This window comes from Neobacillus sp. B24, assembly GCF_055381825.1.
This window is the reverse complement of sequence record NZ_AP035777.1, coordinates 609,637-632,885: the sequence shown is the minus strand read 5'-3', so window position 1 is coordinate 632,885 and position 23,249 is coordinate 609,637. Positions and strand designations below refer to the sequence as shown.

The 23,249-nt window shown below is 43.3% G+C and carries 23 protein-coding genes and 2 pseudogenes; 13 read left to right on the top strand and 12 right to left on the bottom strand.

The window, feature by feature from the left end:
- Positions 1-3 precede the first annotated feature (3 nt).
- Together yedE and ACZ43M_RS03030 are read left to right on the top strand one after the other, a co-directional pair.
- Positions 4-1,233, top strand: a complete 1,230-nt coding sequence (gene yedE / locus ACZ43M_RS03035) for a selenium metabolism membrane protein YedE/FdhT (RefSeq protein ID WP_464506010.1) — start codon at positions 4-6, stop codon at positions 1,231-1,233.
- Between the two features lie 69 nt (positions 1,234-1,302).
- Positions 1,303-1,482 carry a sulfurtransferase TusA family protein gene (locus ACZ43M_RS03030; protein ID WP_464507931.1) on the top strand — a complete coding sequence of 60 codons (180 nt, stop codon included), beginning with the start codon at positions 1,303-1,305 and terminating at the stop codon, positions 1,480-1,482.
- Positions 1,483-1,574: 92 nt separating this feature from the next.
- Here ACZ43M_RS03030 and ACZ43M_RS03025 read toward each other — a convergent pair whose 3' ends face one another.
- Entirely contained in the window at positions 1,575-2,519 is a 945-nt protein-coding gene (locus ACZ43M_RS03025; protein ID WP_464506009.1) for a Gfo/Idh/MocA family protein, read from the bottom strand.
- Between the two features lie 84 nt (positions 2,520-2,603).
- Positions 2,604-3,389: a tetratricopeptide repeat protein gene (locus ACZ43M_RS03020; protein WP_464506008.1), complete on the bottom strand. Its 786-nt coding sequence runs from the start codon at positions 3,387-3,389 to the stop codon at positions 2,604-2,606.
- Between the two features lie 249 nt (positions 3,390-3,638).
- Between ACZ43M_RS03020 and ACZ43M_RS03015 the strand changes: the two genes are divergently transcribed.
- Positions 3,639-4,055: a DUF1284 domain-containing protein gene (locus tag ACZ43M_RS03015; RefSeq protein ID WP_464506007.1), complete on the top strand. Its 417-nt coding sequence runs from the start codon at positions 3,639-3,641 to the stop codon at positions 4,053-4,055.
- A gap of 99 nt (positions 4,056-4,154) precedes the next feature.
- On the opposite strand, the gene ACZ43M_RS03010 is transcribed toward ACZ43M_RS03015, so the two are convergent.
- On the bottom strand, positions 4,155-4,646 hold the full coding sequence (locus ACZ43M_RS03010; protein WP_464506006.1) for a YehS family protein: 492 nt from the start codon (positions 4,644-4,646) through the stop codon (positions 4,155-4,157).
- 304 nt (positions 4,647-4,950) lie between these two features.
- Here ACZ43M_RS03010 and ACZ43M_RS03005 point away from each other — a divergent pair, with 304 nt between their 5' ends.
- The 4 genes and pseudogenes from ACZ43M_RS03005 to ACZ43M_RS02990 all read left to right on the top strand — a co-directional run bounded on the left by ACZ43M_RS03005 (position 4,951) and on the right by ACZ43M_RS02990 (position 6,374).
- Entirely contained in the window at positions 4,951-5,403 is a 453-nt protein-coding gene (locus ACZ43M_RS03005; RefSeq protein ID WP_464506005.1) for a CoxG family protein, read from the top strand.
- Positions 5,404-5,499: 96 nt separating this feature from the next.
- On the top strand, positions 5,500-5,625 hold the full coding sequence (locus ACZ43M_RS03000) for a hypothetical protein (RefSeq protein ID WP_464508130.1): 126 nt from the start codon (positions 5,500-5,502) through the stop codon (positions 5,623-5,625).
- Positions 5,582-6,235: pseudogene (locus tag ACZ43M_RS02995) on the top strand (solute carrier family 23 protein). Before ACZ43M_RS03000 ends, ACZ43M_RS02995 begins: the two are co-directional and overlap by 44 nt.
- Positions 6,150-6,374 carry a hypothetical protein gene (locus tag ACZ43M_RS02990; RefSeq protein ID WP_464506004.1) on the top strand — a complete coding sequence of 75 codons (225 nt, stop codon included), beginning with the start codon at positions 6,150-6,152 and terminating at the stop codon, positions 6,372-6,374. The pseudogene ACZ43M_RS02995 and the gene ACZ43M_RS02990 overlap by 86 nt, the downstream one beginning before the upstream one ends.
- Positions 6,375-6,444: 70 nt before the next feature.
- Here ACZ43M_RS02990 and ACZ43M_RS02985 read toward each other — a convergent pair whose 3' ends face one another.
- Both ACZ43M_RS02985 and ACZ43M_RS02980 read right to left on the bottom strand, forming a co-directional pair.
- On the bottom strand, positions 6,445-7,995 hold the full coding sequence (locus tag ACZ43M_RS02985) for an IS1182 family transposase (protein ID WP_464506003.1): 1,551 nt from the start codon (positions 7,993-7,995) through the stop codon (positions 6,445-6,447).
- Between the two features lie 161 nt (positions 7,996-8,156).
- The gene (locus ACZ43M_RS02980) at positions 8,157-9,437 is read right to left on the bottom strand and encodes an MFS transporter (protein ID WP_464506002.1); all 1,281 of its coding nucleotides are present in this window, start codon (positions 9,435-9,437) and stop codon (positions 8,157-8,159) included.
- A gap of 216 nt (positions 9,438-9,653) precedes the next feature.
- Between ACZ43M_RS02980 and ACZ43M_RS02975 the strand changes: the two genes are divergently transcribed.
- Positions 9,654-10,562 (top strand): AraC family transcriptional regulator, encoded by a 909-nt coding sequence (locus ACZ43M_RS02975; protein ID WP_464506001.1) that lies wholly within the window; start codon positions 9,654-9,656, stop codon positions 10,560-10,562.
- Between the two features lie 4 nt (positions 10,563-10,566).
- Here the strand turns inward: ACZ43M_RS02975 and ACZ43M_RS02970 are convergent, their stop codons facing one another.
- A complete protein-coding gene (locus tag ACZ43M_RS02970) occupies positions 10,567-11,799 on the bottom strand; it encodes an MFS transporter (RefSeq protein WP_464506000.1) in 1,233 nt (410 codons plus the stop codon).
- Positions 11,800-12,180: 381 nt separating this feature from the next.
- Here ACZ43M_RS02970 and ACZ43M_RS02965 point away from each other — a divergent pair, with 381 nt between their 5' ends.
- From ACZ43M_RS02965 to ACZ43M_RS02945, 5 genes are all read left to right on the top strand, one after another.
- Positions 12,181-13,365 (top strand): ABC transporter substrate-binding protein, encoded by a 1,185-nt coding sequence (locus tag ACZ43M_RS02965; protein ID WP_464505999.1) that lies wholly within the window; start codon positions 12,181-12,183, stop codon positions 13,363-13,365.
- 72 nt (positions 13,366-13,437) lie between these two features.
- Entirely contained in the window at positions 13,438-14,316 is an 879-nt protein-coding gene (locus ACZ43M_RS02960) for a branched-chain amino acid ABC transporter permease (protein WP_464505998.1), read from the top strand.
- Positions 14,317-14,326: 10 nt separating this feature from the next.
- Positions 14,327-15,277, top strand: a complete 951-nt coding sequence (locus tag ACZ43M_RS02955; RefSeq protein ID WP_464505997.1) for a branched-chain amino acid ABC transporter permease — start codon at positions 14,327-14,329, stop codon at positions 15,275-15,277.
- Positions 15,264-16,043, top strand: a complete 780-nt coding sequence (locus ACZ43M_RS02950; RefSeq protein WP_464505996.1) for an ABC transporter ATP-binding protein — start codon at positions 15,264-15,266, stop codon at positions 16,041-16,043. Before ACZ43M_RS02955 ends, ACZ43M_RS02950 begins: the two co-directional genes overlap by 14 nt.
- A complete protein-coding gene (locus ACZ43M_RS02945; RefSeq protein WP_464507930.1) occupies positions 16,036-16,743 on the top strand; it encodes an ABC transporter ATP-binding protein in 708 nt (235 codons plus the stop codon). The genes ACZ43M_RS02950 and ACZ43M_RS02945 overlap by 8 nt, the downstream gene beginning before the upstream one ends.
- Before the next feature lie 617 nt (positions 16,744-17,360).
- Here the strand turns inward: ACZ43M_RS02945 and ACZ43M_RS02940 are convergent.
- The 6 genes and pseudogenes from ACZ43M_RS02940 to ACZ43M_RS02915 form a co-directional block, all read right to left on the bottom strand.
- Complete coding sequence (locus tag ACZ43M_RS02940) at positions 17,361-18,791, bottom strand: sigma-54 interaction domain-containing protein (protein ID WP_464505995.1); 1,431 nt, start codon at positions 18,789-18,791, stop codon at positions 17,361-17,363.
- Between the two features lie 797 nt (positions 18,792-19,588).
- Positions 19,589-20,374 carry a 3-hydroxybutyrate dehydrogenase gene (locus tag ACZ43M_RS02935; RefSeq protein ID WP_464505994.1) on the bottom strand — a complete coding sequence of 262 codons (786 nt, stop codon included), beginning with the start codon at positions 20,372-20,374 and terminating at the stop codon, positions 19,589-19,591.
- A gap of 19 nt (positions 20,375-20,393) precedes the next feature.
- The gene (locus tag ACZ43M_RS02930; RefSeq protein ID WP_464505993.1) at positions 20,394-21,830 is read right to left on the bottom strand and encodes a GntP family permease; all 1,437 of its coding nucleotides are present in this window, start codon (positions 21,828-21,830) and stop codon (positions 20,394-20,396) included.
- Positions 21,831-22,128: 298 nt separating this feature from the next.
- Entirely contained in the window at positions 22,129-22,530 is a 402-nt protein-coding gene (locus ACZ43M_RS02925; RefSeq protein ID WP_464505992.1) for an MmcQ/YjbR family DNA-binding protein, read from the bottom strand.
- Positions 22,514-22,909, bottom strand: a complete 396-nt coding sequence (locus tag ACZ43M_RS02920) for a VOC family protein (protein WP_464505991.1) — start codon at positions 22,907-22,909, stop codon at positions 22,514-22,516. The genes ACZ43M_RS02925 and ACZ43M_RS02920 overlap by 17 nt, the downstream gene beginning before the upstream one ends.
- An 83-nt stretch (positions 22,910-22,992) precedes the next feature.
- A pseudogene (locus ACZ43M_RS02915) lies at positions 22,993-23,115 on the bottom strand (uracil-DNA glycosylase); the annotation flags it as partial.
- Positions 23,116-23,249 lie beyond the last annotated feature (134 nt).

The following is a 23,249-nucleotide window of genomic DNA, read 5'->3' as shown; positions in this document are numbered from 1 at the left end:
TTCATGAAGCTTTACCAAAAAATCTTCAAAGACTATTGGAATCCCTATGTCGCAATTGGTATTGCCGGCCTCGTAAGTGCCCTGTACTTTGGCATTACCGGTACGGTTTGGGCCGTAACTGGTGAATTCACGAGATTGGGCGGGCACATGTTGGGCTGGTTCGGAGTCGATGTTTCAGATTGGGCTTACTTTCAACTTGTAGGTCTCGAAGGCAGCCCTGTCAGCCGGACCGACGGTTGGATTGTCATTGGGATGCTGGTTGGGGCTCTGATTACTATTTTACTAAGCAACAGTTTCAAAATTCGCGTTCCCAAACAGAAACGTCGTTTGGTACAGGGATTTATCGGCGGGATTATTGCCGGATTCGGTGCGCGTCTTGCGCTGGGCTGTAACTTAGCCGCCTTTTTCACTGGAGTTCCACAGTTCTCGTTTCATTCCTGGATCTTTATGGCTGCTACGGCGATTGGAACTTTTTTTGGAGTGAAGGTCGTAAACACAAAATGGTGGCGAGGGAAACCTGCCTTAACGAAAGGCTCGTTGAATCCGGTAGTGACCGAGCATGTCCAAAAGAGGAACATTCAACCAATTTTGGGTTTAGTTTTTGCCATTGTTTATCTCGGACTTATTCTTTACTTTTTCGCTACCGGCAAAACTCTCCTGGCGGTTGCTTGTATAGCGGGGGCGTTCTTCGGGATTTTAATTGAACGCGGGCAAATTTGTTTTACCTCCGCTTTCCGTGATTTATGGATCAGCGGCCGCGCGGTGATGTCAAAAGCCATTGCCGTCGGGATGATGATTAGTGTCGTGATTACTTTTATTTATATTCAAACCGGCTCGGTCGCTCTTATCAAAATTGCTGCTCCAAGTACTGTGATTGGCGGTCTGTTATTTGGGTTTGGCATTGTACTAGCCGGCGGCTGTGAAACCGGGATGATGTACCGGGCTATGGAAGGACAATTGCTATTCTGGGTCGTCGGTGCCGGCAATATCGTCGGCGCAACGTTCTTGGCATATGGCTGGGATCATCTTGGCATTTATTCTGCCCTTGCGGAAAACTGGCCGAAGGTGAACTTAATCCAACAATGGGGACCAACAGGTGCTCTGTTAGGAACGATGGCCATGCTGGCTGCTTGGTTCTTCTTATCGAACTGGTGGGAAAAGCGATTCCGTTACGGGAAGGGAATCAAACTGGAAAGTAAACAGCGTACTTCCCATGTGACAAAGGAGGCTTAATTTATGTCCCAAGTGATTGATGTTAACTACACGCTGGACATTCGCGGTGAGCCTTGACCATACCCCGTTATCTACGCGCTGGATGCGCTAGAAACCATGAAAATCGGGGAAGTCCTGCAGGTCATCGCCGACTGCCCGCAATCATTTCGCAGTGTCCCAGAGGAAGCCGTCAAACACGGTTACCAACTGCTGACAGAACCAAAAAAGGTTGGGCAGGACATCTATTTCTATATTAAAGTAGTAAAATAACGGGGCCAGAGGGACGGTTCTACTGGTTCCCATGGCGGCTTCTTCGTTAGAAGACGTCCCCACGAGAACCGTCCCCCTGGCTCCCTCCCTCACTAAATTGTTCGCAGTTGTTCCAGCACTGCTTGTGCTTTGTAGCCGACTTCAAAATCATATAGCTCTGCTTCGTGACCGTTGACTGCTTTTACCAGTTGGTCAATCAATCTGTTTGGCATGGCATCTTCACAAGTAATGTCTTTTAGCTCTTCGCCGAGTTTTCCGCCTCTTAGCTGCCCCCAGTTCTCTAGTGACAGCGTTCCTTCAGAGCCGTATACGGTAAATCCGATATACTCATTCCCGGCAATCTCGCTTAATCCCTCGAGTAAAACAGGAGTACCATCCTCAAGCTCCGCTGTTGCGATAATGCCTGTCTCGCATTTTTCAGGGTTTTCCGGCAATTCCAAACGAGATTTGATATTCTGGATGTCTCCAAAAATCTTTAATGTTTGCTGGATAAAATGAACCCCGACTTCCAATACAAATCCGCCTTGTTCTCGACCACCTACCCATTCATTCTCCTGCCAAGACCGCGGCCATTTCGGAAAATGCATCGTCAGCTGCAAACGGCGCAGCTTGCCAACATAATTTTCCCCTACCATTTCGGAAAATTGAACGGCCGCTGCTCCATAATTAAGCGGGAAATTCATCGCATGGACCACGCCTGCTTTTCCTGCAGCTTCAGCCATTTCTCTTGCTTCTTCCAATGAGTTTGCCAACGGTTTCTCACATAAGACGTGCTTCTTCGCTTTTAAAACGTCCATCACGATTCCATGGTGATATTTCGGCGGCACCGCCACGTAGACAAGGTCAACCTGCTCGTGCTCAATTAACTGTTTATAGTCGTTGTAACGGGCAATCCCGCCAAGCGCGTCCGCTGTTTCATGCACCAATGTCTCCTGCCTATCACAAACCGCGACAATCTCAACCTCTGGATGTTCTGAAAATTGCTTGATTAAACGCTGGCCAATTGCCCCTAAGCCGATAATGCCGATATGTATCATAAAAATCTCCTCCTTTTCCCTTTCCCATCCATAATAAATCATAAGAAAAGGACAGATCTATGGAAACCTGCCCTCACTTAGTAGTTATTCAAATTTTACATCTAAAAACATTTGTTGAATTAGGTCATGATATTTATCCTTAAAGCTTGGACTCATGGTTGCGCTAAGATGGAACTCGATACCATCCCGAATAATAACCCCTTCAAAGCTGTAATCCTGGTCATATACATATGCCTCATCACCTGCAGCTGTCTTTATTCTTACATAACCAGTCAAATCGGGATGGTTTTCAGGCGTGTAGTTGCTTGCATAGACAAGAACTTCTGATTCATTCCCTGATACCAATGCCCGTCCATCTCCATTGGTTGACTCTCCTGCTGGTTTCCACTCCTTCGGATAGTTGATGGTAAACCCAAATCTTTCATTATGATAGGTCTCCCAGTTTACCGGGTTCTGTCCCTTTTCCGCTTTTTCTTTCTCAGCGTCCTCGGCTGCTTTTTGTTTTTCCATTTCCTCAGACGCAGTCTTGGCACTTTCTGCACTCTGCTTGTGTTTTTCTAATGCCTTTTTTATACTGCTCGGCAGGTCTTTCTCCTTCAGCATGCTATCTGCCTTTGTCAAAGCCTGATCCCATTCCTCTTTATTTACGGCATCCTCTACCTTATCCAAGCCAGTTATGTAATCAAGGTATTGGTTTGCCTCTTCGTCTTTTGGTTCTTCCTCCAGGGCTAATTGGAATAACCCTTCTGCTTTATCAAATTCACCCGCCGCTAAAGCCAGCTTTCCCTCTTCCATCGCTTTATCGTACGTTCCATCTCCACAGCCGGCTAAAAGTAATAATGAGATCACACTTAACCATATTTTCTTCATATGACTTCACCCCTCATAAAATTTTATACAGCTGACACTGCACTCAAATGCGTGAAAGACCATTATAGTATGCTTGAGCCTAAACTCCAAATTTCCATAATATTTTTTGAGGCTATATTGCAGGAAGCATAGCCAAAACAGTATCACCAATTTTTCACTACAGGTGCTGTTAGATATGGTATGATGAATAATAAATGTTAACCAATAAACTAATTAGGTTAACACACACTTCAAAAAAAGGAGAGTTTTATGTACAAGCTGCGAGGACATCATCTATTTTGCCTTCTGGGCTATCGGGGAATGGGCTATTCCGAAGAATACGTAAAAAATATGACACGCCTGCATCAGACCTTAAGAGAAAACCAAAACACATTGGTTGAACTAGTAGACGGACCTGACCAGTTGTGTGCGAAATTCCCCAACTCCGGAATCTACCACTGCCAGGACGACCATATTTATGTAAGAGATGCTGCGATTTTAGAAAAAATGGGGCTCAGAATTGGCCAAGTGCTATCGTGGGGGGAGATTGAAGCTTGCATCCGCAAAGCTGTCGTTCCCTCTGATATTCAGGTCGTCTGTAAAACCTGCTCATGGCGTTCCTATGGAGTTTGCGAGGAAGGCATTCGAGAGATTCATGAGGGGAAGGGCTTAAGAGTTGTACAATAGTTACCTTCTTTTTATAGACAAGCATCGTGTTTTGAGGCAGGAAACCACACCTGCCTCCTAAGCATTAATTGTTGTGCAGACGCCGCTGCTTTCATGCATTTATCCCCTATATTTAAGGGATAGACCTTTCAAGAAATTCCTCGCGAATTTATCTCCGCACTCTTTATAATTCTTGTGGCCTTCCTTCCTTAATAAAGCGCCAAGTTCCCCTTTTGTTATCGTGATTCCTGCTTTTTCAAATAGGTCCAACATATCCTCAGTCGTTAATGCCAATGCTATTTTCACCTTTTTTAACAGGAGATTATTAACGTTTGCGCCAGTCCTTAACGGCGGTTCTGGTGTTACAGGCTGTCCAGGCTTCGGCTCTTGTTTGCCTCTTTTATAAATAATTAATCCATTTAAAAATGAATTGAGCATATTGTTATTACATTTTATTTGAACTTCATCTTCATCATCATCTGATTTTGTCAGAATCTTGATCACATCTGGTACGGTTACTTCCTCACCGCCCAGTTTAAAAATCTCCGCCATTTCCTTATTCTTTAGTTCCAGCGCATATCTCAATCGAATTAATATATCGTTATTATCCATCTATAGACCTCCGGTTTATAAATCTAGTGCCTGCACTCCAAAGCATCAAATTTTATTTTAGCAAAAGTTAACCTTTTCAACAGTCATTTCTAACTATAGATAAGGTGCATTAAATATGCAAATCCCCCAAGTATCCTGGCGTTATAAGGTCCAAAAATAAAATAAAAAGGCTAAAATCCGCTATGTACCATCGTAACCAGTACTTACACGGCTAGAAATGGATGAAAGTACCCACCCCATACGGCGATAGGAACATATACATATATCTAAGGTATCCAGAATGAAATGGAAAGAAGGAGAATGTATGCCAAGCGGAACGCATCAAGTTGAAGTGAGTGTGCCGGTCACGAAGGTTTGGAATTTTGTAAGTAAAATAGACAACTGGGCTCCACTTATTCCGGGATATATTCAACACCGGAAATATACAAACCGTCAGTCGAGTTGGGATTTTTATAGCAAGATTGGCTTCATTAAGAAAAAGATTAGTCTGATGGTTACCATTAAGGAATGGATGGTACCGACAAAGGTCACGTTTACTTTAAAGGGAGTCAATGAAAAGCTTTCAGGTGAAGGATATTTCCTGGCAGAAGCGATTGATCAAAATAAAACGAGAATAACAGGCTTTCTTGATATGACAGGCAGCGGTGCTATGGGACCGATGGTTAATGCCCTATTAAAGTCCCAGCTTCCTAAAGTCACCGAACAAATGGTAACTGCCATTGCCGTGAAACTGGAGGAACAAAATTCTTTTGTATAGATAGGAAGTTTGGCTCACCCCCTCTTTCTATAAAAATATAAATTATGATTCTCCCGAATTTTTATTCTAAAAATAAATAGGAGAAATATATCATAAATGAAGGCACTATTAAAAAGGGGGGACACATTTCAAAAGTTTTTTAAGAGCACTGCCGTTATCATTACAGCATTTGTTTGCCATGTTTGGGGCAACGGTGCTGGTGCCGGCACTAACCGGGCTTGATCCAGGAAGTGCGCTTATTGCCAGTGGGGTAGGAACCCTAATTTTCCATCTTATTACACAGGGAAAGGTTCCTACGTATTTAGGTTCATAATTTGCGTTCATTGCTCCGCTAGCACTGTATGTAGGAGAGTTGCATTCACCAGGTCAAGCGGTCGCAGGTCTTATCAGTGTTTCCATTGTTTATGCCCTTGTTTCTATTATTATTTCCTTAGTCGGCTTTGAAAAAGTCCGAAAAGTCATTCCGCCGGTTGTCGTCGGACCAGTTGTCAGTATCATCGGGCTTGCGCTGGCCGCTACAGCGGTAACCAACATGGCTTCGACCCATTGGGATGTTGCAATCGTTAGTCTTCTTGCAGCCATCATCGCAACACTTGCAGGAACAAAGGTAATCCGCCTCTTGCCAATCATCATCGGGCTTGCCGTCGGATATGTTTATGCCGCGGTACGTGGATTGGTTGATTTTGATACGATCGCTGCCGCACCGGCTTTCGCATTTCGCGATTCAATCCATTCCGGTTGCGGTAATGGGCGGCATCTGTATCCTTCTGTTCGGCTTGATGGCTGCAATGGGCATCCGCCACATGGTGGAAGAAAAAGTAGATATGGCTAACATGAAAAACTTAGTCATCGTCGCCATCATCTTCATCATCGGAATTGGCTACGCCCATAACGGCATCGCCTACGCCACCATCGCCGGATTACTCATCCATTGGCTCGTCCCTAACTTTACAACAAAGCACGAAGGTTAAATAAAGGAACCATGGGGACGGTTCTAGTGGCTCCTAGGAACCACCAGAACCGTCCGGTACCTGTGAAAAACTAAACCCTATAAATATTATTAATAATTTGGAGAACTGGTCTTAAGGTATAAATTATGAGGAAGAATAGAGAAAAACAGTAAAGAAAAGAGGATGCTATAGCTGCTATCCTCTTTAAATTTACTACTATTACCGTCAATTTGGCCTGTATGGACATGCTTAATAGGCCATAACCCCTGGCTCGAGATAGGCCGTGAAACCTTTTGAGCTCGGCATTTTTCCCTTCAATGCATGCTCTTTTTTTATATTTTTCTTTGAATTCATCTGTCTTTTGGTATTGTGAGATCTCATAAAATTCAGTTGTGTTTAATCCTACGGACAATATTCTTCTTGCCCTTTGTTTGGTACATAAATCATGTAAAGGGCACGACTTACATTGGTTCATCTCAAAATAGTATTTATAGCCTTCCCTTATCCCTTTACCTCTTTTAGTTTTGAAATACTTCTTTTTGACCGTGGTATTTCCCTGGCTACATTGCCATTCATCAGAATCCTTATTGTAAGAATATTCACTTTCATCAATTCTGTAAACAGATTCACTTACAGGGATGTAGGGCTGGGCATTTAGTTCATGTATATCCTCTAAAATTGATTTTCTAAAGTATCCTTTATCTCCATAGACCTCCTCAATTTTAATGCCGGACTTTAACGTTTCCTCCAACATTTCCTTTACAAAGCTACCATCGGTATATGCACCATCAGCTGTTCTAACGGAAGTAATAATTCGTTCATCTGTGGTCATCATAATTTCGGTTTTATAACCATAAAAATCTTTTGTTTTACTCTTTCGCCCAACTCTTGCATCTTCATCGACCAGAGAACGGACCCCTTTTTGATTGATGAACTTAGGGTCTTTTACTATTTCTTTTGCCTTTTGAATAACTTCTTCCGTTTTCTTTTCATCTCCAGATAACTGCTTCTCTACTAGCTCTATCACAGTATCTAAATATCCCTTCATAACCAACTTGGCTTCTTGAGGGTCAGGTATCTCTTCATATTTTGGTAATGTAGGCGTATTTTCTAAAATGTGACCAGTTTCATTGGTATATGTATTCAAAATGTTTCTAGCTAGGTGTTTCATGAGACGCTCGGGTGTTTTCTTTACGGTATTTGCTTCAGTATGAGTGGCATCTACCACTACACTCTTTCCCTGAATAATCCCTTTTTCCTTACACTGTCTGATAATCTCCATATTAATTAAATCAAGCCTTTTTTCTCCAACACGATGTCTTCTGAATTTTGATAGAAGACTTCTTTCTGGTAGGGGATCTTCAGGGTTAAGTCCAATAAAGTACATAAAGGCTAAATTTAATCGAGCTTCTAACAACACTCCTTGGTCAGATAGATTAAACCAATATTCTAAGAAAAGCAGCTTACACATCAATTCGGGTGCCTTTGCAGGTCTTCCGAATTCACTATAACAGTCCTTTAGTAACTCGTTTATAAAGCTAAAATCAACTACATCACAAATCAATTTAAGAATGTCATTTTTAGGAATTCTATTGTATAATTGAGAGTGTACACTTGATTGCTTTGGCTCTAGTCGAAGCACAAGAAAAACCCCCTTTATGATATTGGTATTTGGTCGTACCTATTATATCACATGGGGGTTCTTTATTAGGAACAAAATCATGGACACCTCCGGGTGTCCATTTTATTTGATTGAAAAAAATTCAGCACTTCATAAAATGATTTTCATGTTTTAAATAATGACTATAGGTAGAAGTTTTTCACAGGTCCCGAACCGTCCCCGTGGGGTTCCCTCCCCCTCCGCTTTTCCTTAATCATAACCACTCCAATCACGCCAAACATCGAGAAAACAACTGGTATGATAAAACCATAATAATATCCATCTATGATACTGCCTGACACTGTTTGAAAATGATCCAATACTTTTCCAAAGATGCTTGGCAGCAAGACAGCACTCAAGAATCCGCCTGTATTCGCAAATCCGGAAGCAATACCGGATTCTGTCACCGGAAAAGATTGGCGAACAGCAGCAAACGTTAATGCATTAGCTCCGTAAGCAAGGCCAATCACAAAGAAAAGAATAGTCAGCATATACACCGGTGGATTGCCTTTTAGCAGAAGAAAGGCAGACCAACTCAACACGATAATAAAATGCACCACCATGTAGGGCCGTTTAATGGTTCCTAACCTGCTGGCAATCCAACCTGCCAGCGGGGCACCAATCAGCGCCCCGACCAGGCCAAGCAGAACCAGTTGACTCGCTTCAGACACTGTCATTCCATACATCGTCATCCCATAAGGCACAGCCCATGACCCGATAAATCCTACATACGTTCCAACAAGCCCAAAGTGACAAAGGAATAGCGCCCATGCCTGCCGATTATACACAATTCTCCGCAGCAGCTCCCATGTATTTTCACGCTGTGTTTCGTTTTTTACAAAAACCGATTGATTTGGTTTCTTCACGAGAACAAAATATAGTAGAATGCTGCAAAAACATAGCAATAGTCCCGTCGAAAAAAACGCCGTCCTCCAGCCAAGCAGGTCAATCCAAGCGGCGAACGGGACTGTTGCCACAAGAAAACCAAGGCTCCCCGTCATGGCTGTCACCCCGATTAAGCGGGTAAATTCCTTCACACTAAACCATTGGCTCAAAATGAGCACCATATTGACCCAGATGGTCGCATCCCCAATCCCGGTCAGGATTCTGGCAAAAAACAGCACCACCTCATGTGTGCCAAGGCTGTAAATGATGGTCCCCAGCCCTGTAAGCAGCGCCCCGATAATGAGAAAAAAATTAGGTCCAAACCGGTCGGCCAGGATCCCCATTGGAATTTGCAAACCTGTGTATACAAAAAATTGCATACTTGCCAGCAGCCCAATCGTTGTCGCGGTCACCTGAAAGTCATTCATGATTTGGTTCGTAATTAAACCCGGAGCAGTCCGCTGGCTCGACATGAACAAATACGTAAATAATACAGAAGCAAACACAACCCACCTGAACCTGCTAGTTTGTTGTTCCAATGCATTCTCCCCTGTAGGTTTTTTACTTATGTATATGAATCGGGGTGCTGTTCTCTTCTTCTTTTCTGTGATGTAAGAGACTTTCGTTTATGCCACTGATACAACTTGATTATAGGAGGCATCCGAAAGACTGAGGAGGATGAACTTTTTTCACCCCCTGCTTCCCTGCTTAAGTTTTTGTTATAATTTAACTAATATATAAAAGTGGGGATTTCCATGGAACAGTTAAGCATGCTGCAGCAAGTGATTGACTATATTGACGAGCACATTAAAGAGGAAATTGAGCCTGAAAGTCTGGCAAGAATGGCCGGGTACTCTCCCTATCATTTTTACCGGCTCTTTCAAAAACATATTGGTTTTACACTAATGGATTACGTTTTAAAGCGGAAACTGCAGTATGCCTTATTCGAACTGATCAATGGCAAGAAGGTCATGGAAATCGCTTTGGATTATGGATTTGAGACCCATGCTGGTTTCACGAAGGCGTTTAAGAAATGCTTTGGGAGCCCGCCCAGTTTATATAAGCTTCACTGTCCGCTTTCACTGCCGCAAAAGCCTGATTTATTGAGTCTTCACCAGAAAAACCTCAATGGCGTGGTGATGCAGCCAAAGATTGTCAAGAGGCCAACCTTCACTGTTGCCGGCAAAACCTTTGAGGGCTTTGTTAAAAATGTTTCCTATACACGGGATGTTCCGGCTTATTGGAATCAGCGTGGTTTGACGGATGGGGCTGTGGAAAGAATGTTATATGATGCCCTGAACCCCAGAAACCATGGCGAGTATTGCATTAACTTCAAAAGCAATGAAACCGATGGAGGCTTTATCTACTTATTCTCTGTTGAGTTTGAAGAGAGCAAGGAGCTTCCGAAGGGATTAACCAGTTTGCAAATCCCGTCCGCCACCTATGCCGTTTTTAAAACGCCATTAGTCTCAGTTGACCAGTTCGTTCCCGCCATCAAAGGGACTTGGCAATATATTTTAGAAGATTGGCTCCCGCATTCGTCTTATGAGGTGGATGAGGCTTCCTATGACTTTGAATACTACGATGAACACTGCCATTACTGGGATTACGAAAAAATATATATGGAGATTCATATTCCAATAAAAGAAAAAGATAGATTGTGACGGGTCACAATCTATCCTTCTTCAACACCAAATAATATAAAAATAGCACTGGCGCCAATAAAAGTGCACTCACCACAAGCGCAATTTTAATCATAAAATTTGCTGCGATTAGACCGATTACCGGCCCGCCAGTAATTTGCCCGATGGCATCGACCTGCCCCTTAACCGAGAAGAAAGTGGCGCGGGTTCTAGGATCGACAATGAGTTTATTCAACCATACATCCATTAACGGATAGATCGACTCCCGGCTGACCTGGATGATGATGTAAAAAACAAGCAGACTTCCGATAAAAGTAGATAAAGCAAAACCTAATAAAGAAGCTGCTATAAGCGCACTGCCAATAAAAAGAGCCACATAAATATACTTTTGTTTTCGATAAATAGTCCCTTTCCCAATAAAGTGAAGGGCTACAAAGGATAACAGCACGACAATAAATTCAATCCCGCCCGTAAATAACACCAACTCCGAATCGCTAAACATCGAAAGATTAGCACCATCGATGACGTGGGAAATCCACAGCCGGTCAAAGCCTTCACTATAGAATCCGAACAATAAAGCTATCAGGAGCAAGATTCTCAAGACGAAACTAGCCTTTGAATAATGTACGATTTGCTTTAGATTATCCTTCATATGAGTCAAAGCCGGCAGTCTTTCCTCTCTGTCAACCGGCTTAAAGTGCTCTTCTTTCATGAAAAAGATTAACAGGAATGCTAACAGCACCATGCAAAAACCGCCGATAATAATCGGCAGATTCACCATAAAATAACCTATCACCATGCTTAACGGAATGGCGACAATTTTTCCGAAATTAGCTGCTTTTGCCCCTTTGATATAAGCTGGCGATGCCCTGTCTTCCCCAATTTCATCAGCAATCCATGCTTGCATGGCACCGCTGGTAAAAGTATAGCCAAGTCCCCAAAGAATCTGTGAAAGTATCACCGCGATAAAAACCGGAAACAAGCCCTCTATCAAAAACCCTGCCCCAATCAAAAAATATCCGATGATAATCGAAAGTTTTCGGCTCTTGATGTCCGCCACCACCCCAGTTGGAATCTCAAACAAAAACACCGTCAGTTCCAGGACTGTTCCCACCAGCACAAGCTGCAGGGGGTCAAGCTTGACTACCTGAACATGATATAACAAATTAACCGTAAAAATAAACGTGAAAACAAGCGCTGATAGACAGCTCGTATAGATATAGACCGTGTATGGATCCTTCGCCTTTAGTAGTTTCATTTATCTGCCCCCTCTTGGTCCATTATAGGGCAGCAGTACGTTTATTTCTTTTCCAAATTTGCTATTTTCATTAATTAAACATTCCTAGTAATCTCGATTTGTATAATTTTATTCCCTTCATATTATTATTCAAATTTTTACCCTAATTTACTTTTTGTGGTATTTGTTATAAAAATAACGTTATTTTCGATTGTTTTCGACATGAAATCGCTATCATTCTATGAAAAATAAAAATTTCCGAAATATTAAGATATTATACTAGACGAGCGAAATAAATTGTTTTAATATACTAACTATTATATCACTTTTTCTTATCCCGATATTCATCTTCGGGTTATAATGTCAGAAAATTTAAATAAATACAGAAGGGGACATTACGACATGAAAAAAAAATGGAGTAAGGTGTTTATGGCATCCGCTTTGGCTGCTGGAATCCTTGCCGGCTGCGGCACAGGAAATCAAAGTGCTAACGGTGGAGGCGGCAATTCAGATGTCTTTAAGCTGGGAGTAAATTTGGAGCTTTCCGGGAACGTTGCTTCCTACGGTGAATCCATGAAAAAAGGAATTGAAATGGCCGTAGCGGAGATTAACAAAGCTGGCGGTGTTGAGGGCAAGCAAATCGAAATTATTAAAAATGACAATAAGTCAGAAGCTGCTGAAGCTACGAACGGAATCATTAAGCTGACAAGCCAAGATAAAGTCAATGCAGTCATCGGGGCTGCAACAAGCGGAAACACCGTGGCTCAAGCACAAATTGCCAATGACACAAAAACGGTTCTGATTGCTCCAGGAGGAACAAGCCCAACGGTAACTGTCGATGAAAAAGGAAAAGTTAGAGACTTTGTTTTCCGTACATCGTTCATTGACCCATTCCAAGGTACAGTGGCATCTAACTTTGCCAGTGATAAGTTAAATGTAAGAGATGCAGCCATTTTCTCAGACAGCTCAAGTGACTATGCAAAAGGATTATCCGATGCTTTCAAGGAAACATTCAAAAAAGCAGGCGGCAAAATTGTGGCAGAAGAGTCTTATGTAGCAAAGGATACAGACTTCCGTGCCACATTAACTCGTATCAAGGCGAAGAATCCATCGTTTATTTTCATTCCTGGCTATTATGAAGAGGTTGGCTTAATCGTTAAGCAGGCACGCGAGCTTGGCATTACAGTTCCATTAATGGGAGCTGACGGCTGGGATTCGCCAAAATTAGTTGATTTAGCCGGTGCAGATGCATTGAATAACACCTACTTAATCAACCACTATTCCAATGAAGATCCGGATCAAAAGGTTCAAGACTTTGTTACATCATTCAAAGACAAGAACAAAGGTGAAGCACCTAACGCGTTCAATGCCCTTGGCTACGACACCGTTTATTTCTTGGCAGATGCGATTAAGCGTGCAGAAAGCACCGATTCTGTTAAGATTCAGGAAGAATTAGCAAAAACCAAAGATTTATCACTTGTTACTGGGGTTCTATCACTGGATAAAAATCACCATCCAATCAAATCAGCCATCGTACTAGAGTACAAGGATGGTAAGCAAGTGTTTAACACGAAAATTAATCCTTAAATATTTAAACCAGTGAAATGGAAGGATTACCTCCTTCCATTTTTACTTTTGTAAAAAAAGGAGCGAGAGCGCATGGATTGGTTACAGCAACTTATAAATGGCATTTCACTTGGGAGCATCTATGCCTTAATCGCATTAGGCTACACGATGGTGTATGGAATCATCAAACTGATCAACTTTGCGCATGGGGATGTCTTCATGGTCGGTGCCTTTATTGGTTTCTACGCGATTACGGGATGGGGATTGGGCTTCTTTCCGGCACTGATTATCTCAATGGCATTTTGTGCACTCTTCGGCGTATTAATTGAACGGATTGCCTATAAACGGCTGCGGAATGCGACGAGAATTGCCGCGTTGATTACCGCAATCGGCATGTCCCTGCTGATTGAATACGGCATGATTTTTATCCGCGGGGCGCAGCCGGAAGCCTATCCCGCTGACGTACTGCCAAGTAAAGCGATTAATTTGTTTGGTGCACAAATCAATAGCCAGTCTTTATTGATCCTATTAACCTCTATCGTGTTAATGATTATTTTACAGTTTATTGTTCACCGTACAAAAATGGGGAAAGCGATGCGCGCCGTATCCCTTGATATGGATGCAGCCCGCTTAATGGGAATTAACGTCGACAAAACGATTTCCTTCACCTTCGCCATCGGTTCTGCCTTAGCAGGCGCAGCCGGGGTCGTATTCGGCGTCTACTATACAAAAATTGAACCATTGATGGGTGTCATCCCTGGGTTAAAAGCGTTTGTGGCAGCCGTTTTAGGCGGCATCGGCAGTATTCCTGGCGCAATGGTTGGCGGAATTATTCTCGGGGTTGTCGAATCAATTGTCAGCGCCGCAGGCTTTTCATTATGGAGAGATGCAGCCGCGTTTATCATTTTGATTCTAATCCTGCTCTTAAAACCTTCAGGCATCTTTGGAAAAAATACAAAAGAGAAAGTATAGGTGAAAAATAGTGAAGAAATCAAAATCATTTTGGGGATTTGTGATTCTGGCGGCGGTTGTGTATGCAGTCGTCCAATTTTTCATCGGCTCAGGATTACTAAATATATACTTTAATAACTTGATCATTACCATCTCCATTCATATTATTCTAGCAGTCAGCCTCCATTTGGTCATTGGTATCACAGGCCAGTTCTCTATCGGTCACGCAGGGTTCTTGGCCATCGGTGCATATATCTCAGCGATTGCCACCATGAAATGGGAATTGCCGTTTGTTGCGGCTATCGTCATCGGCGGCGTGGTTGCTGCTCTTGCAGGTCTCATTGTTGGGATTCCGACTTTACGCCTGCGCGGAGATTACTTGGCAATTGCCACCCTTGGTTTTGCTGAAATCATCCGAATTATATTATTCAATGTGGATTATGTAGGCGGCGCCGCTGGAATGCAGGTAACGCACTTTACTACTTGGACAACTACGTTTGTTTGTCTATTCATAACCATTCTTGTTATCACTAATTTTACTAATTCCAGACATGGCCGGGCTTGTATTTCGATTAGAGAAAATGAAATTGCCGCGGATGCGATGGGGATTAATACCACATTTTATAAAGTGGCCGCTTTTGCGATCGGGTCATTTTTTGCAGGGATTGCCGGTGCCTTGTATTCTCATAACTATTACATTATCCAGTCGGGTAACTTTGGTTTCTTAAAATCTTTCGATATCTTAATCTTTGTCGTGTTAGGCGGTCTCGGCAGTCTTTCCGGATCGGTCATTTCCGCGATTCTGTTAACGATTATTTCAGCGTTCTTGCAGCAATACCCAGAAACACGAATGATTATTTATAGCTTGGTCTTGGTCATTGTGATGCTTTACCGTCCTCAAGGCTTATTGGGCACAAAAGAAATCACTGATTTATTCAAGTGGAAACCGGCAAAAGGAGGCAATGAACATGGCACTACTTGAGGTAAAAAATGCTGGTATTCAGTTTGGCGGATTAAAGGCTGTTTCCGGCTTTACTATGGAACTCAACCAAGGAGAGTTGGTCGGATTAATCGGACCAAACGGTGCCGGAAAAACCACCAGTTTTAACTTGTTAACTGGTGTATACGTACCAACAGAAGGTGAGATTGTTTTTAACGGAAAGAAGCTAAACGGCCTGCCTCCGTACAAGGTAACGCAAAGCGGCATCAGCCGAACTTTTCAAAATATTCGCCTGTTTAGCGAATTATCGGTGTTAGACAATGTAAAGGTTGCCTATCATTCATTAGCGAAAAACTCGATTTTGAGCTCGATTTTCCGCCTGCCCTCCCATTTTTCTGAGGAAAAACAAATGGAGAACAAGGCGCTAGAGTTCTTAAAAATTTTTAATCTAGACGGCTTAAAAGACGAAAAGGCGAAAAATTTACCTTACGGACAACAGCGCAGATTGGAAATTGCCCGCGCGTTAGCTGCCGGTCCGAAGCTGTTGCTGCTAGACGAGCCAGCCGCAGGGATGAATCCTCAGGAAACCCACGAATTAATGGAACTGATTGCATTTATTCGGAAACAGTTTGACCTGACAATTTTATTAATTGAACATGACATGAATCTAGTGATGGGGATTTGCGAACGGATTTATGTGCTTGATCATGGCCAGCTGATTGCAGCAGGAACACCGGAGGAAATCCGCACAAATCCGAAGGTAATTGAGGCTTACTTAGGAGAGGAGGTTTCGCATGAGCATGCTTAAAGTCAATGATATTAATGTGTTTTACGGAAACATTCAGGCACTCAAAGGAATTTCATTAGAGGTAAAGGAAGGCGAGATTGTTACGTTAATCGGCGCTAACGGTGCGGGAAAAAGTACGCTTCTCAAAACCTTATCAGGTCTGCTTAAACCAAAGTCGGGGACTATTGAATATTTAGGTGGAACGATCTCCGGCATGGCTCCGCAAGCAATCGTCAAGGCAGGAATTTCCCATGTCACGGAAGGACGCCGTGTTTTTTCCAATATGTCGGTAGAGGAAAATTTGGAGCTGGGAGCCTATACAAGAAAAGACACCAGCGGGATTCGCAAGGATATGGAAATGGTATATGAACTGTTTCCACGGCTACTAGAACGCCGTAAGCAGTTATCAGGCACCCTTTCCGGCGGTGAACAGCAGATGCTGGCAATGGGCCGCGCGATTATGGCCAAGCCCAAGCTGCTTCTGCTCGACGAGCCTTCCATGGGCTTAGCGCCGCTGATGGTCAAACAAATTTTCAACATTATCCAGCAGATCAATCAAACCGGAACCACCGTCCTACTCGTCGAACAAAACGCCAACATGGCCCTATCCATTGCCAACCGCGCCTACGTCATCGAAACCGGACGCATCCAAATCGCAGGCACAGCCGCCGAACTCTCCGCCAGCGAAGAAATCAAAAAAGCCTACCTCGGAGGCTTGTGAGTGGAACCATGGGGAACCATGGGGACGGTTCTACTGGGGACAATTTGAGGCAAAATGGCAGTTCTTTTTGCCTCAAATTGTCCCCCTTTTTCTCTACTATAATCGTTATTTTTCAACAATTTGTTTCTATAGCCCAAACTAATTAAACGTTTGTTTAACCGATGGCAAAGGCTTGCCACTGGTGGTTTTCCCCTCCCAGATCCCCTGAAAATGCTGTCAGTCAGACAAACGTTTGGCTGGATTTTGCAAGAACGTTGATAAATCAATATTTTCTCCCTTTTTCGTGTAAAAAATTTGATGAATCCTGCAAGTTTACCGCTGCTATTATTGGATACGCCTGCCAATTCTTCCTCATTTCGCTGATAACTCACAAAATTCGATAGAAAATTTCTAATCAGACGTTTGTTTAAAAACGACGTAAACCTTTTATTAGCAAGCTCCAATCCCCCAACAAGCTCAAAAAAATTGTCATCCATCCAAACGTTTTGATTGAAATCTCAAGGAACCTTGCTATAAAAGGAATTTTTCTAATTTTAATAGGAAATAATTGTCGAACACAAAAAAGACCGTCATATGACGATCTTTTTTGGTGATATAGGGATATGGTTCCCTGCTCATTAGATACCGTACACCCTACACTTATCATAAAAACTAGTCTTCCCGATTTCCAACAGCTTGGCCGCTTCCTGCTTATTGCCGTTGGCAACTGCCAACGCATGCTCGAGTGCTTGTTTTTCCGCTTGTGCCACCGTTTCTTTTAACGGAAGGACAAGCGAGGGTTCAACTCCTGACCAATATCCTGGATAAACCTCACTCTTAGCCATAGTTCCGTCCAAAATCCCATTCTCCGCGTTGAGTTCACGCAAATACAGTGGGAGGTGAACTAAGCGAATCGTTTGGCCATCCAAAACGTTTATCGACCGTTCTAAAACATTCTCAAGTTCCCGGATATTGCCCGGCCATGCATGCTGCATTAATCTTTCCGTCACTTCCCCAGATAGCTCAATGCCGTTACGGTAGAATTTAGGCTCCAATTTTTTCAGTAACTTCATTGCAACAGCGGGGATATCTTCCCTTCTGCTCCTTAGCGGAGGAATTTCAATTCTGATGACATTTAAACGATAATATAAATCCTGGCGGAAATCCCCTTTTTCCACCATTCTTTCTAGATGCCGGTGCGTGGCCGCGATAATGCGCACATTAACAGCAACCGATTTATGCCCGCCGACTCGGACCACTTCTTTTTCCTGCAGCACCCGTAATAATTTGCTTTGCATCGATAGCGGCATGTCCCCTATTTCGTCCAGAAAAAGCGTTCCTCCGCTTGCTAATTCAAACTGTCCTTTTTTACCGCCTTTTTTCGCGCCGGTAAACGCTCCGTCCTCATAGCCAAACAATTCCGATTCCAGCAGGTGCTCAGGGATGGACGAACAATTAATCGCCACAAAGGGTGCGGATGCCCGTGTACTGTTATGATGGATCGCATGAGCAAATAATTCCTTCCCCGTTCCAGACTCCCCGATTAAAAGCACCGATGAATCACCACCGGACACCCGTTTCGCCAATGTTTTTGCTGCCAGAAAAACAGGACTGCTGCCAATTAAGTCCCCAAAGCCGTACTTACTCTGCAAATCTCGCTGTGCCCTTGCCTGATAATAGTTTAACTCTTCGATGAGGTTTTGAATTTTGGATTTATACATCACCCATTCCTCTGGGTTGCGGAACATCACGTTTCCGACTGCACCAACGGTCTTCCCTTCTTCCAAAATCGGAAAGCGGTTAGCAATCATTTCACTGCCATTAATCTTTTGGGTAGACGCCAATTCCTTCTCTCCCGTCTTGGCAACAATATGCATGCGCGAGTTCTCAATCACATCCTGAACAGGCCGGCCAATTGCCTCTTCTACGGTTGTCCCAATAAACTCACAATATCCCTCGTTAATATAGAGAATAATCCCATTATCATCGACAATAACCACACGTTCTGCCAATAGATTAATAATTTGCTCGTGCCAACCCCTTGGCACCCGGTCAAACGCCCCCTTCATGCCGTGCTCCCCCTTATTACTCCCCAATAAATTCATTATAGCAAATACTGGTATCGTGAGAATATTGCAAAAAAGAGAACCCTAAATCGGTAACGGATTCCGTTAGCTATCGCAAACATTAAAAATGCAATACAAAATGACCTTCAATTTTTGTATGGTAATTTGGAGGTTTTTGTTGATATAAAGGGATTTCGATAATTATTTTGGGGGGATTTGTAGTGCGATTTTTATAAAAAATGTGGGGGTACAATAGCCAGTGTACCTACATTTTTACAAGCAAAAATTAAGTTTAGGTTCTTCTGTATCTTGGTGTTCAATTGACAGGGTATGAAAAATAAACGGAACAATTCCGGCTAAGTTGGGAAATACCCATATTTCCCTTAAAATAAGAGAAGTTTTTCCGCTTATATTATCAAAATCCTTGGATTTTGTCTTATTTAGAGCCGTTAACCGGAAATCCTCCTCTTATTTTCGCTTCTTAGGCTTCCCAAATATACATTAGCGGAAATTCTCCGCCTATGAAATTCATACCTACACAAAAACCGGTACGAAGAAGGCTGGAATGGTTCCAAACATCTTTTTTCGTAATTCGAAGAGTAGCCTAATTAACAGCAAAATAGCAAGGGAATGAACCCTTGCTGTTTCTAATGTTTTTTACTCTTTTTAGCCTTATAAATTGCCCTGCATTTTATAGTGCAAAAAGAATTACATTTTCGTTTGCAATTTCTTGTGCAAATTGACGTTTTTGACAGGAAACGGAACCCGTTACTATATCGGATTCTCTTTTTCTACAAGAATTATTGTGCCGTATATCCCCCATCCAGAACAACCGCCTGCCCAGTTACCCCGCGGCCCTTTTCACTTGCCAAAAAGACAGCATAATCAGCAATTTCGGATACAGCTAACAAACGTTTCTGCGGAACCAACGGATAGATAACCTCGTCAAGGACGCTTTCCAAACTGACATTTCTTGTCTTGGCCAAATCAGCCAACTGGCCGCGAACCAACGGAGTGTCGACATAGCCAGGGCATAGAGCGTTGACCGTAATGCCGTGCGGTGCGCCTTCTAATGCGGCTACCTTCGTTAATCCAATGACCCCGTGTTTGGCGCTATTGTAGGCAGCTTTGCCGGCAAAGCCGATCAGCCCATTAATCGACGCCATATTGATGACCCTGCCAAAGCCCTGCTCCTTCATAAAAGGGAACACATGCTTAATTCCCATGAATGGTGCGGTCAGCATTACCTTAATCATCAGTTCGAACTTTTCTGTCGGAAACTCCTCAATCGGGGAGACAAATTGAAGCCCGGCATTATTGACTAAAATATCAATACTTCCAAAAGTGCCGCGCGCCAACTCCAGGCTATTCTTAAACGCTTCCTCATTGGTGACATCGCAAGGGGCAGACACGGCTTCAAAGCCTTGCTCCTTCAACTCCAGCGCCACCTGTTCACTTTTTTCGGCATTTAAATCAGAGATGACAATCTTGGCACCTTCCACAGCAAAGGTCCTGGCCATTTCCAAGCCAATCCCGCTTGCCGATCCTGTTATAAAGGCGGTTTTTCCTGCTAATGCTTTGCTCATTATAAAAGCCCCCTAATCTTTAAACAATCCCTAAGAACGTATAAAGTGCAATAATTACAAAGACAGCTAGAGTTTTAATCACGGTAATCGCAAAAATATCCCGGTACGATTGTTTATGAGTTAATCCTGTAACGGCCAGCAAGGTAATGACCGCACCGTTATGCGGCAGGGTGTCCATACCGCCCGATGCCATCGCGACGACGCGGTGCATGACTTCCGGCGGGATATTAGCGGCGGCAATCGCCTGATTATACTTATCAGCCATCGCCCCCAAGGCAATCCCCATACCACCGGACGCAGACCCGGTCATCCCTGCAAGTGTTGTCGTTGTAACGGCCCCGTTCACAAGTGGATTGGTGAAGGTGGTGGAAATCCCATCACTGATTTTTGCGAATCCAGGCAGCGCAGCAATGACACCGCCGAAGCCATATTCCGCTCCGGTATTCATTGTGGCCAGCAGCGAACCGCCAATGGCTTTGTTGACTCCATCTTTAAAGCCAGTAGAAACTCGTTTCCAATCATACGCAATCGATGTGACAATTCCGACCATCAAGGCCATCATGATTGCCCAAATGGCAGCGGAGGCGGTAACATCGACTTTGTAAGCATCTAAGCCAAGCGCAGCAAAATCGAAGCCGTTCGGATACCATTTTGGAATATACGTGACAAACAGTTTATTGGTAACCCCGACCAAAACCAGCGGAACAAAGGCAAGAATTTGTCTTGCTAGTGATTGCTGGGTGGTTAGGTCAGGCAAGGCTGGCTCATCGGCAGGCACTTCTTTTTCCAGAGCGGCTGCTGTTTCCTTGCTAAACCCGTAATAGCCTTCACCGGCTTTTTCAGCCTTCTTCCTTCTTGCCTCCAGGTAAAATAAGCCCGCTGATAAAACGACGATAGCGCCGATTATTCCTAGAATCGGGGCTGCGTAAATATCCGTTTTAAAAAAGGGAATCGGGATGACGTTTTGAATTTGCGGTGTTCCCGGCAGCGCATCCATCGTAAAGGTAAACGCGCCAAGCGCGATTGTACCTGGGATCAACCGCTTCGGTATATCTGCCTGCTTAAACATTTGTGCGGCAAATGGGTAAATTGCAAACACGGCCACAAATAAGCTGACGCCGCTGTACGTTAAAATGGCGCCCAAGACTACAATCGTCAGAATGGCGCGTTTTGCACCGAGCCAGCCCACAATCGTCTTGGCGATGGACTCGGCGATTCCTGACATTTCAACAACCTTTCCAAAAATCGCGCCCAGTAAGAAAACAGCAAAATAAGATTTAATAAATCCGACCATTTTTTCCATGAATACACCTGAGAAAAATGGCAATACGTGGTGCGGTGCTATTAACACCACCGCCAGCAGGGCGCAGATTGGGGCAAATAAAATGACCGAATAACCCCTGTAGGCCACAAACATTAATAACCCCAGTGCCAATAAAATGACCAATAAATCCATAATAATCCCCCTTTAAATCAAAATCTATAAAGAACAGCTTTAGAAGTAAACGCTTTCAAAAATTACGAAGCTGGTCTTTACATTAATTTCTTATTGCAAGTATCATGCCAAATATTTTAGAAAATTAAAAATACTCCCTTTGGCAAGAATTCTATTATTATCTAGTTGTTAATAGTAATAAGTCGAGACGGTGCTTTCCGAAATGACGGAAAATAACGTTCCGGGAATACGGAATTTTCCGGAATACCGGAAAATTTTTTCAAAAAAAAGGGTAACCTTCACAAGGCTCCCTCGTCCATTAAACTTTTGTAAGCGTTTCTTTCCATAGCTTGACCAATCGCTTCGGCGCTGCCCTTAGGTATGCTTCTTGAATAAGGTCGGCCAATTCCACCCAGACTTCCCCACTCGGATTTTGTATCGATACCCACCCGTGCTGTCCAATATAAGGGGTTTTAGAAAAATAATCTTTCTGCAGCAATAGTGCTTGGGTTTCCCGATCCGACTTGAACGACAACCTGAATCCCTTCTCGCTTTCCCCTGATATCACAAATGATTTTCCATTGACCTTAAACGTATTGTGACCAAAGCCGTCGATTACTTCGACGGCTTCAGGCAGGTCCAGACAAATTTTCCGGACAGTTTCAAGCATGTCTGCCGTGCTTAGCGTGTCCATGTTCTTCACTTTATTTTGCATTTTCATCTGGCTGATGAATCCCAAATATATTGCCTTCGGGATCAATATAGTACCCTTGCCATGCCATACCAGGCAGCGCATATTTTGGCAGGGCTACCTTGCCGCCGTTCTCAAGGATTTTCGCTTCAGTTGCATCGTAACTTTCCACACCCATTGTGCAAGCATACCCGTTTAGTGCCTGGCCCGGTTCCGGTGCCGCACCTTGCCGTTGCATCAATGCACCATTAATTCCCGGCTCATTTTCATCGCCAGTCACTGCCCCAAAATAAGGCATACCGGCATATTCACTCCAATCTTGAAATGACCATCCAAATACCTCACCATAAAACTTCTTTGCCCGCTCCATGTCACTCACATGAATTTCAAAATGAACCAATCTCCCCATGATAACCTCCTATTTTGCAGTAATAGCATTATTTTTACCAATAAATACCACTATTAGACAGAAGAGCACTCCGCTGCTTCTTTCTAAAAATTCGGTATTTGCCAACTAATTTCCTGCAAACAGATTTTCCGTAAGAACGAATTTGCCTTGGAAAAAGGCCTGCTGCCGAAAAACCTCCTGTTGGCTGAAAGCGGGCTTTCTTTCGGACAGATTCACTTGTTATTCCCATAAATATTGTCCTTTGGAACCAGAAGAAGCAGGAAATTTGACTATGGATGTCGAATTACTTGTACAAAAACTTTAAAACTTCCTGCTTACTCAGGCAATCAAAAATTTTGCG

Bases quoted from the DNA above. Each gene is read 5' to 3' on its own strand.
- ACZ43M_RS03010 (WP_464506006.1), bottom strand. From the start codon at position 4,646: ATGGATAATAACGATATATTAATTCGATTGAGATATGCGCTGGAACTA.
- ACZ43M_RS02960 (WP_464505998.1), top strand. From the start codon at position 13,438: ATGGATTGGTTACAGCAACTTATAAATGGCATTTCACTTGGGAGCATC.
- ACZ43M_RS02975 (WP_464506001.1), top strand. From the start codon at position 9,654: ATGGAACAGTTAAGCATGCTGCAGCAAGTGATTGACTATATTGACGAG.
- ACZ43M_RS02920 (WP_464505991.1), bottom strand. From the start codon at position 22,909: ATGGGGAGATTGGTTCATTTTGAAATTCATGTGAGTGACATGGAGCGG.
- ACZ43M_RS03025 (WP_464506009.1), bottom strand. From the start codon at position 2,519: ATGATACATATCGGCATTATCGGCTTAGGGGCAATTGGCCAGCGTTTA.
- yedE (WP_464506010.1), top strand. From the start codon at position 4: ATGAAGCTTTACCAAAAAATCTTCAAAGACTATTGGAATCCCTATGTC.
- ACZ43M_RS03000 (WP_464508130.1), top strand. From the start codon at position 5,500: ATGAAGGCACTATTAAAAAGGGGGGACACATTTCAAAAGTTTTTTAAG.
- ACZ43M_RS03015 (WP_464506007.1), top strand. From the start codon at position 3,639: ATGTACAAGCTGCGAGGACATCATCTATTTTGCCTTCTGGGCTATCGG.
- ACZ43M_RS02950 (WP_464505996.1), top strand. From the start codon at position 15,264: ATGGCACTACTTGAGGTAAAAAATGCTGGTATTCAGTTTGGCGGATTA.
- ACZ43M_RS02940 (WP_464505995.1), bottom strand. From the start codon at position 18,791: ATGAAGGGGGCGTTTGACCGGGTGCCAAGGGGTTGGCACGAGCAAATT.
- ACZ43M_RS02925 (WP_464505992.1), bottom strand. From the start codon at position 22,530: ATGAAAATGCAAAATAAAGTGAAGAACATGGACACGCTAAGCACGGCA.
- ACZ43M_RS02965 (WP_464505999.1), top strand. From the start codon at position 12,181: ATGAAAAAAAAATGGAGTAAGGTGTTTATGGCATCCGCTTTGGCTGCT.
- ACZ43M_RS02990 (WP_464506004.1), top strand. From the start codon at position 6,150: ATGGGCGGCATCTGTATCCTTCTGTTCGGCTTGATGGCTGCAATGGGC.
- ACZ43M_RS02935 (WP_464505994.1), bottom strand. From the start codon at position 20,374: ATGAGCAAAGCATTAGCAGGAAAAACCGCCTTTATAACAGGATCGGCA.
- ACZ43M_RS02930 (WP_464505993.1), bottom strand. From the start codon at position 21,830: ATGGATTTATTGGTCATTTTATTGGCACTGGGGTTATTAATGTTTGTG.
- ACZ43M_RS03005 (WP_464506005.1), top strand. From the start codon at position 4,951: ATGCCAAGCGGAACGCATCAAGTTGAAGTGAGTGTGCCGGTCACGAAG.
- ACZ43M_RS02945 (WP_464507930.1), top strand. From the start codon at position 16,036: ATGCTTAAAGTCAATGATATTAATGTGTTTTACGGAAACATTCAGGCA.
- ACZ43M_RS03020 (WP_464506008.1), bottom strand. From the start codon at position 3,389: ATGAAGAAAATATGGTTAAGTGTGATCTCATTATTACTTTTAGCCGGC.
- ACZ43M_RS02970 (WP_464506000.1), bottom strand. From the start codon at position 11,799: ATGAAACTACTAAAGGCGAAGGATCCATACACGGTCTATATCTATACG.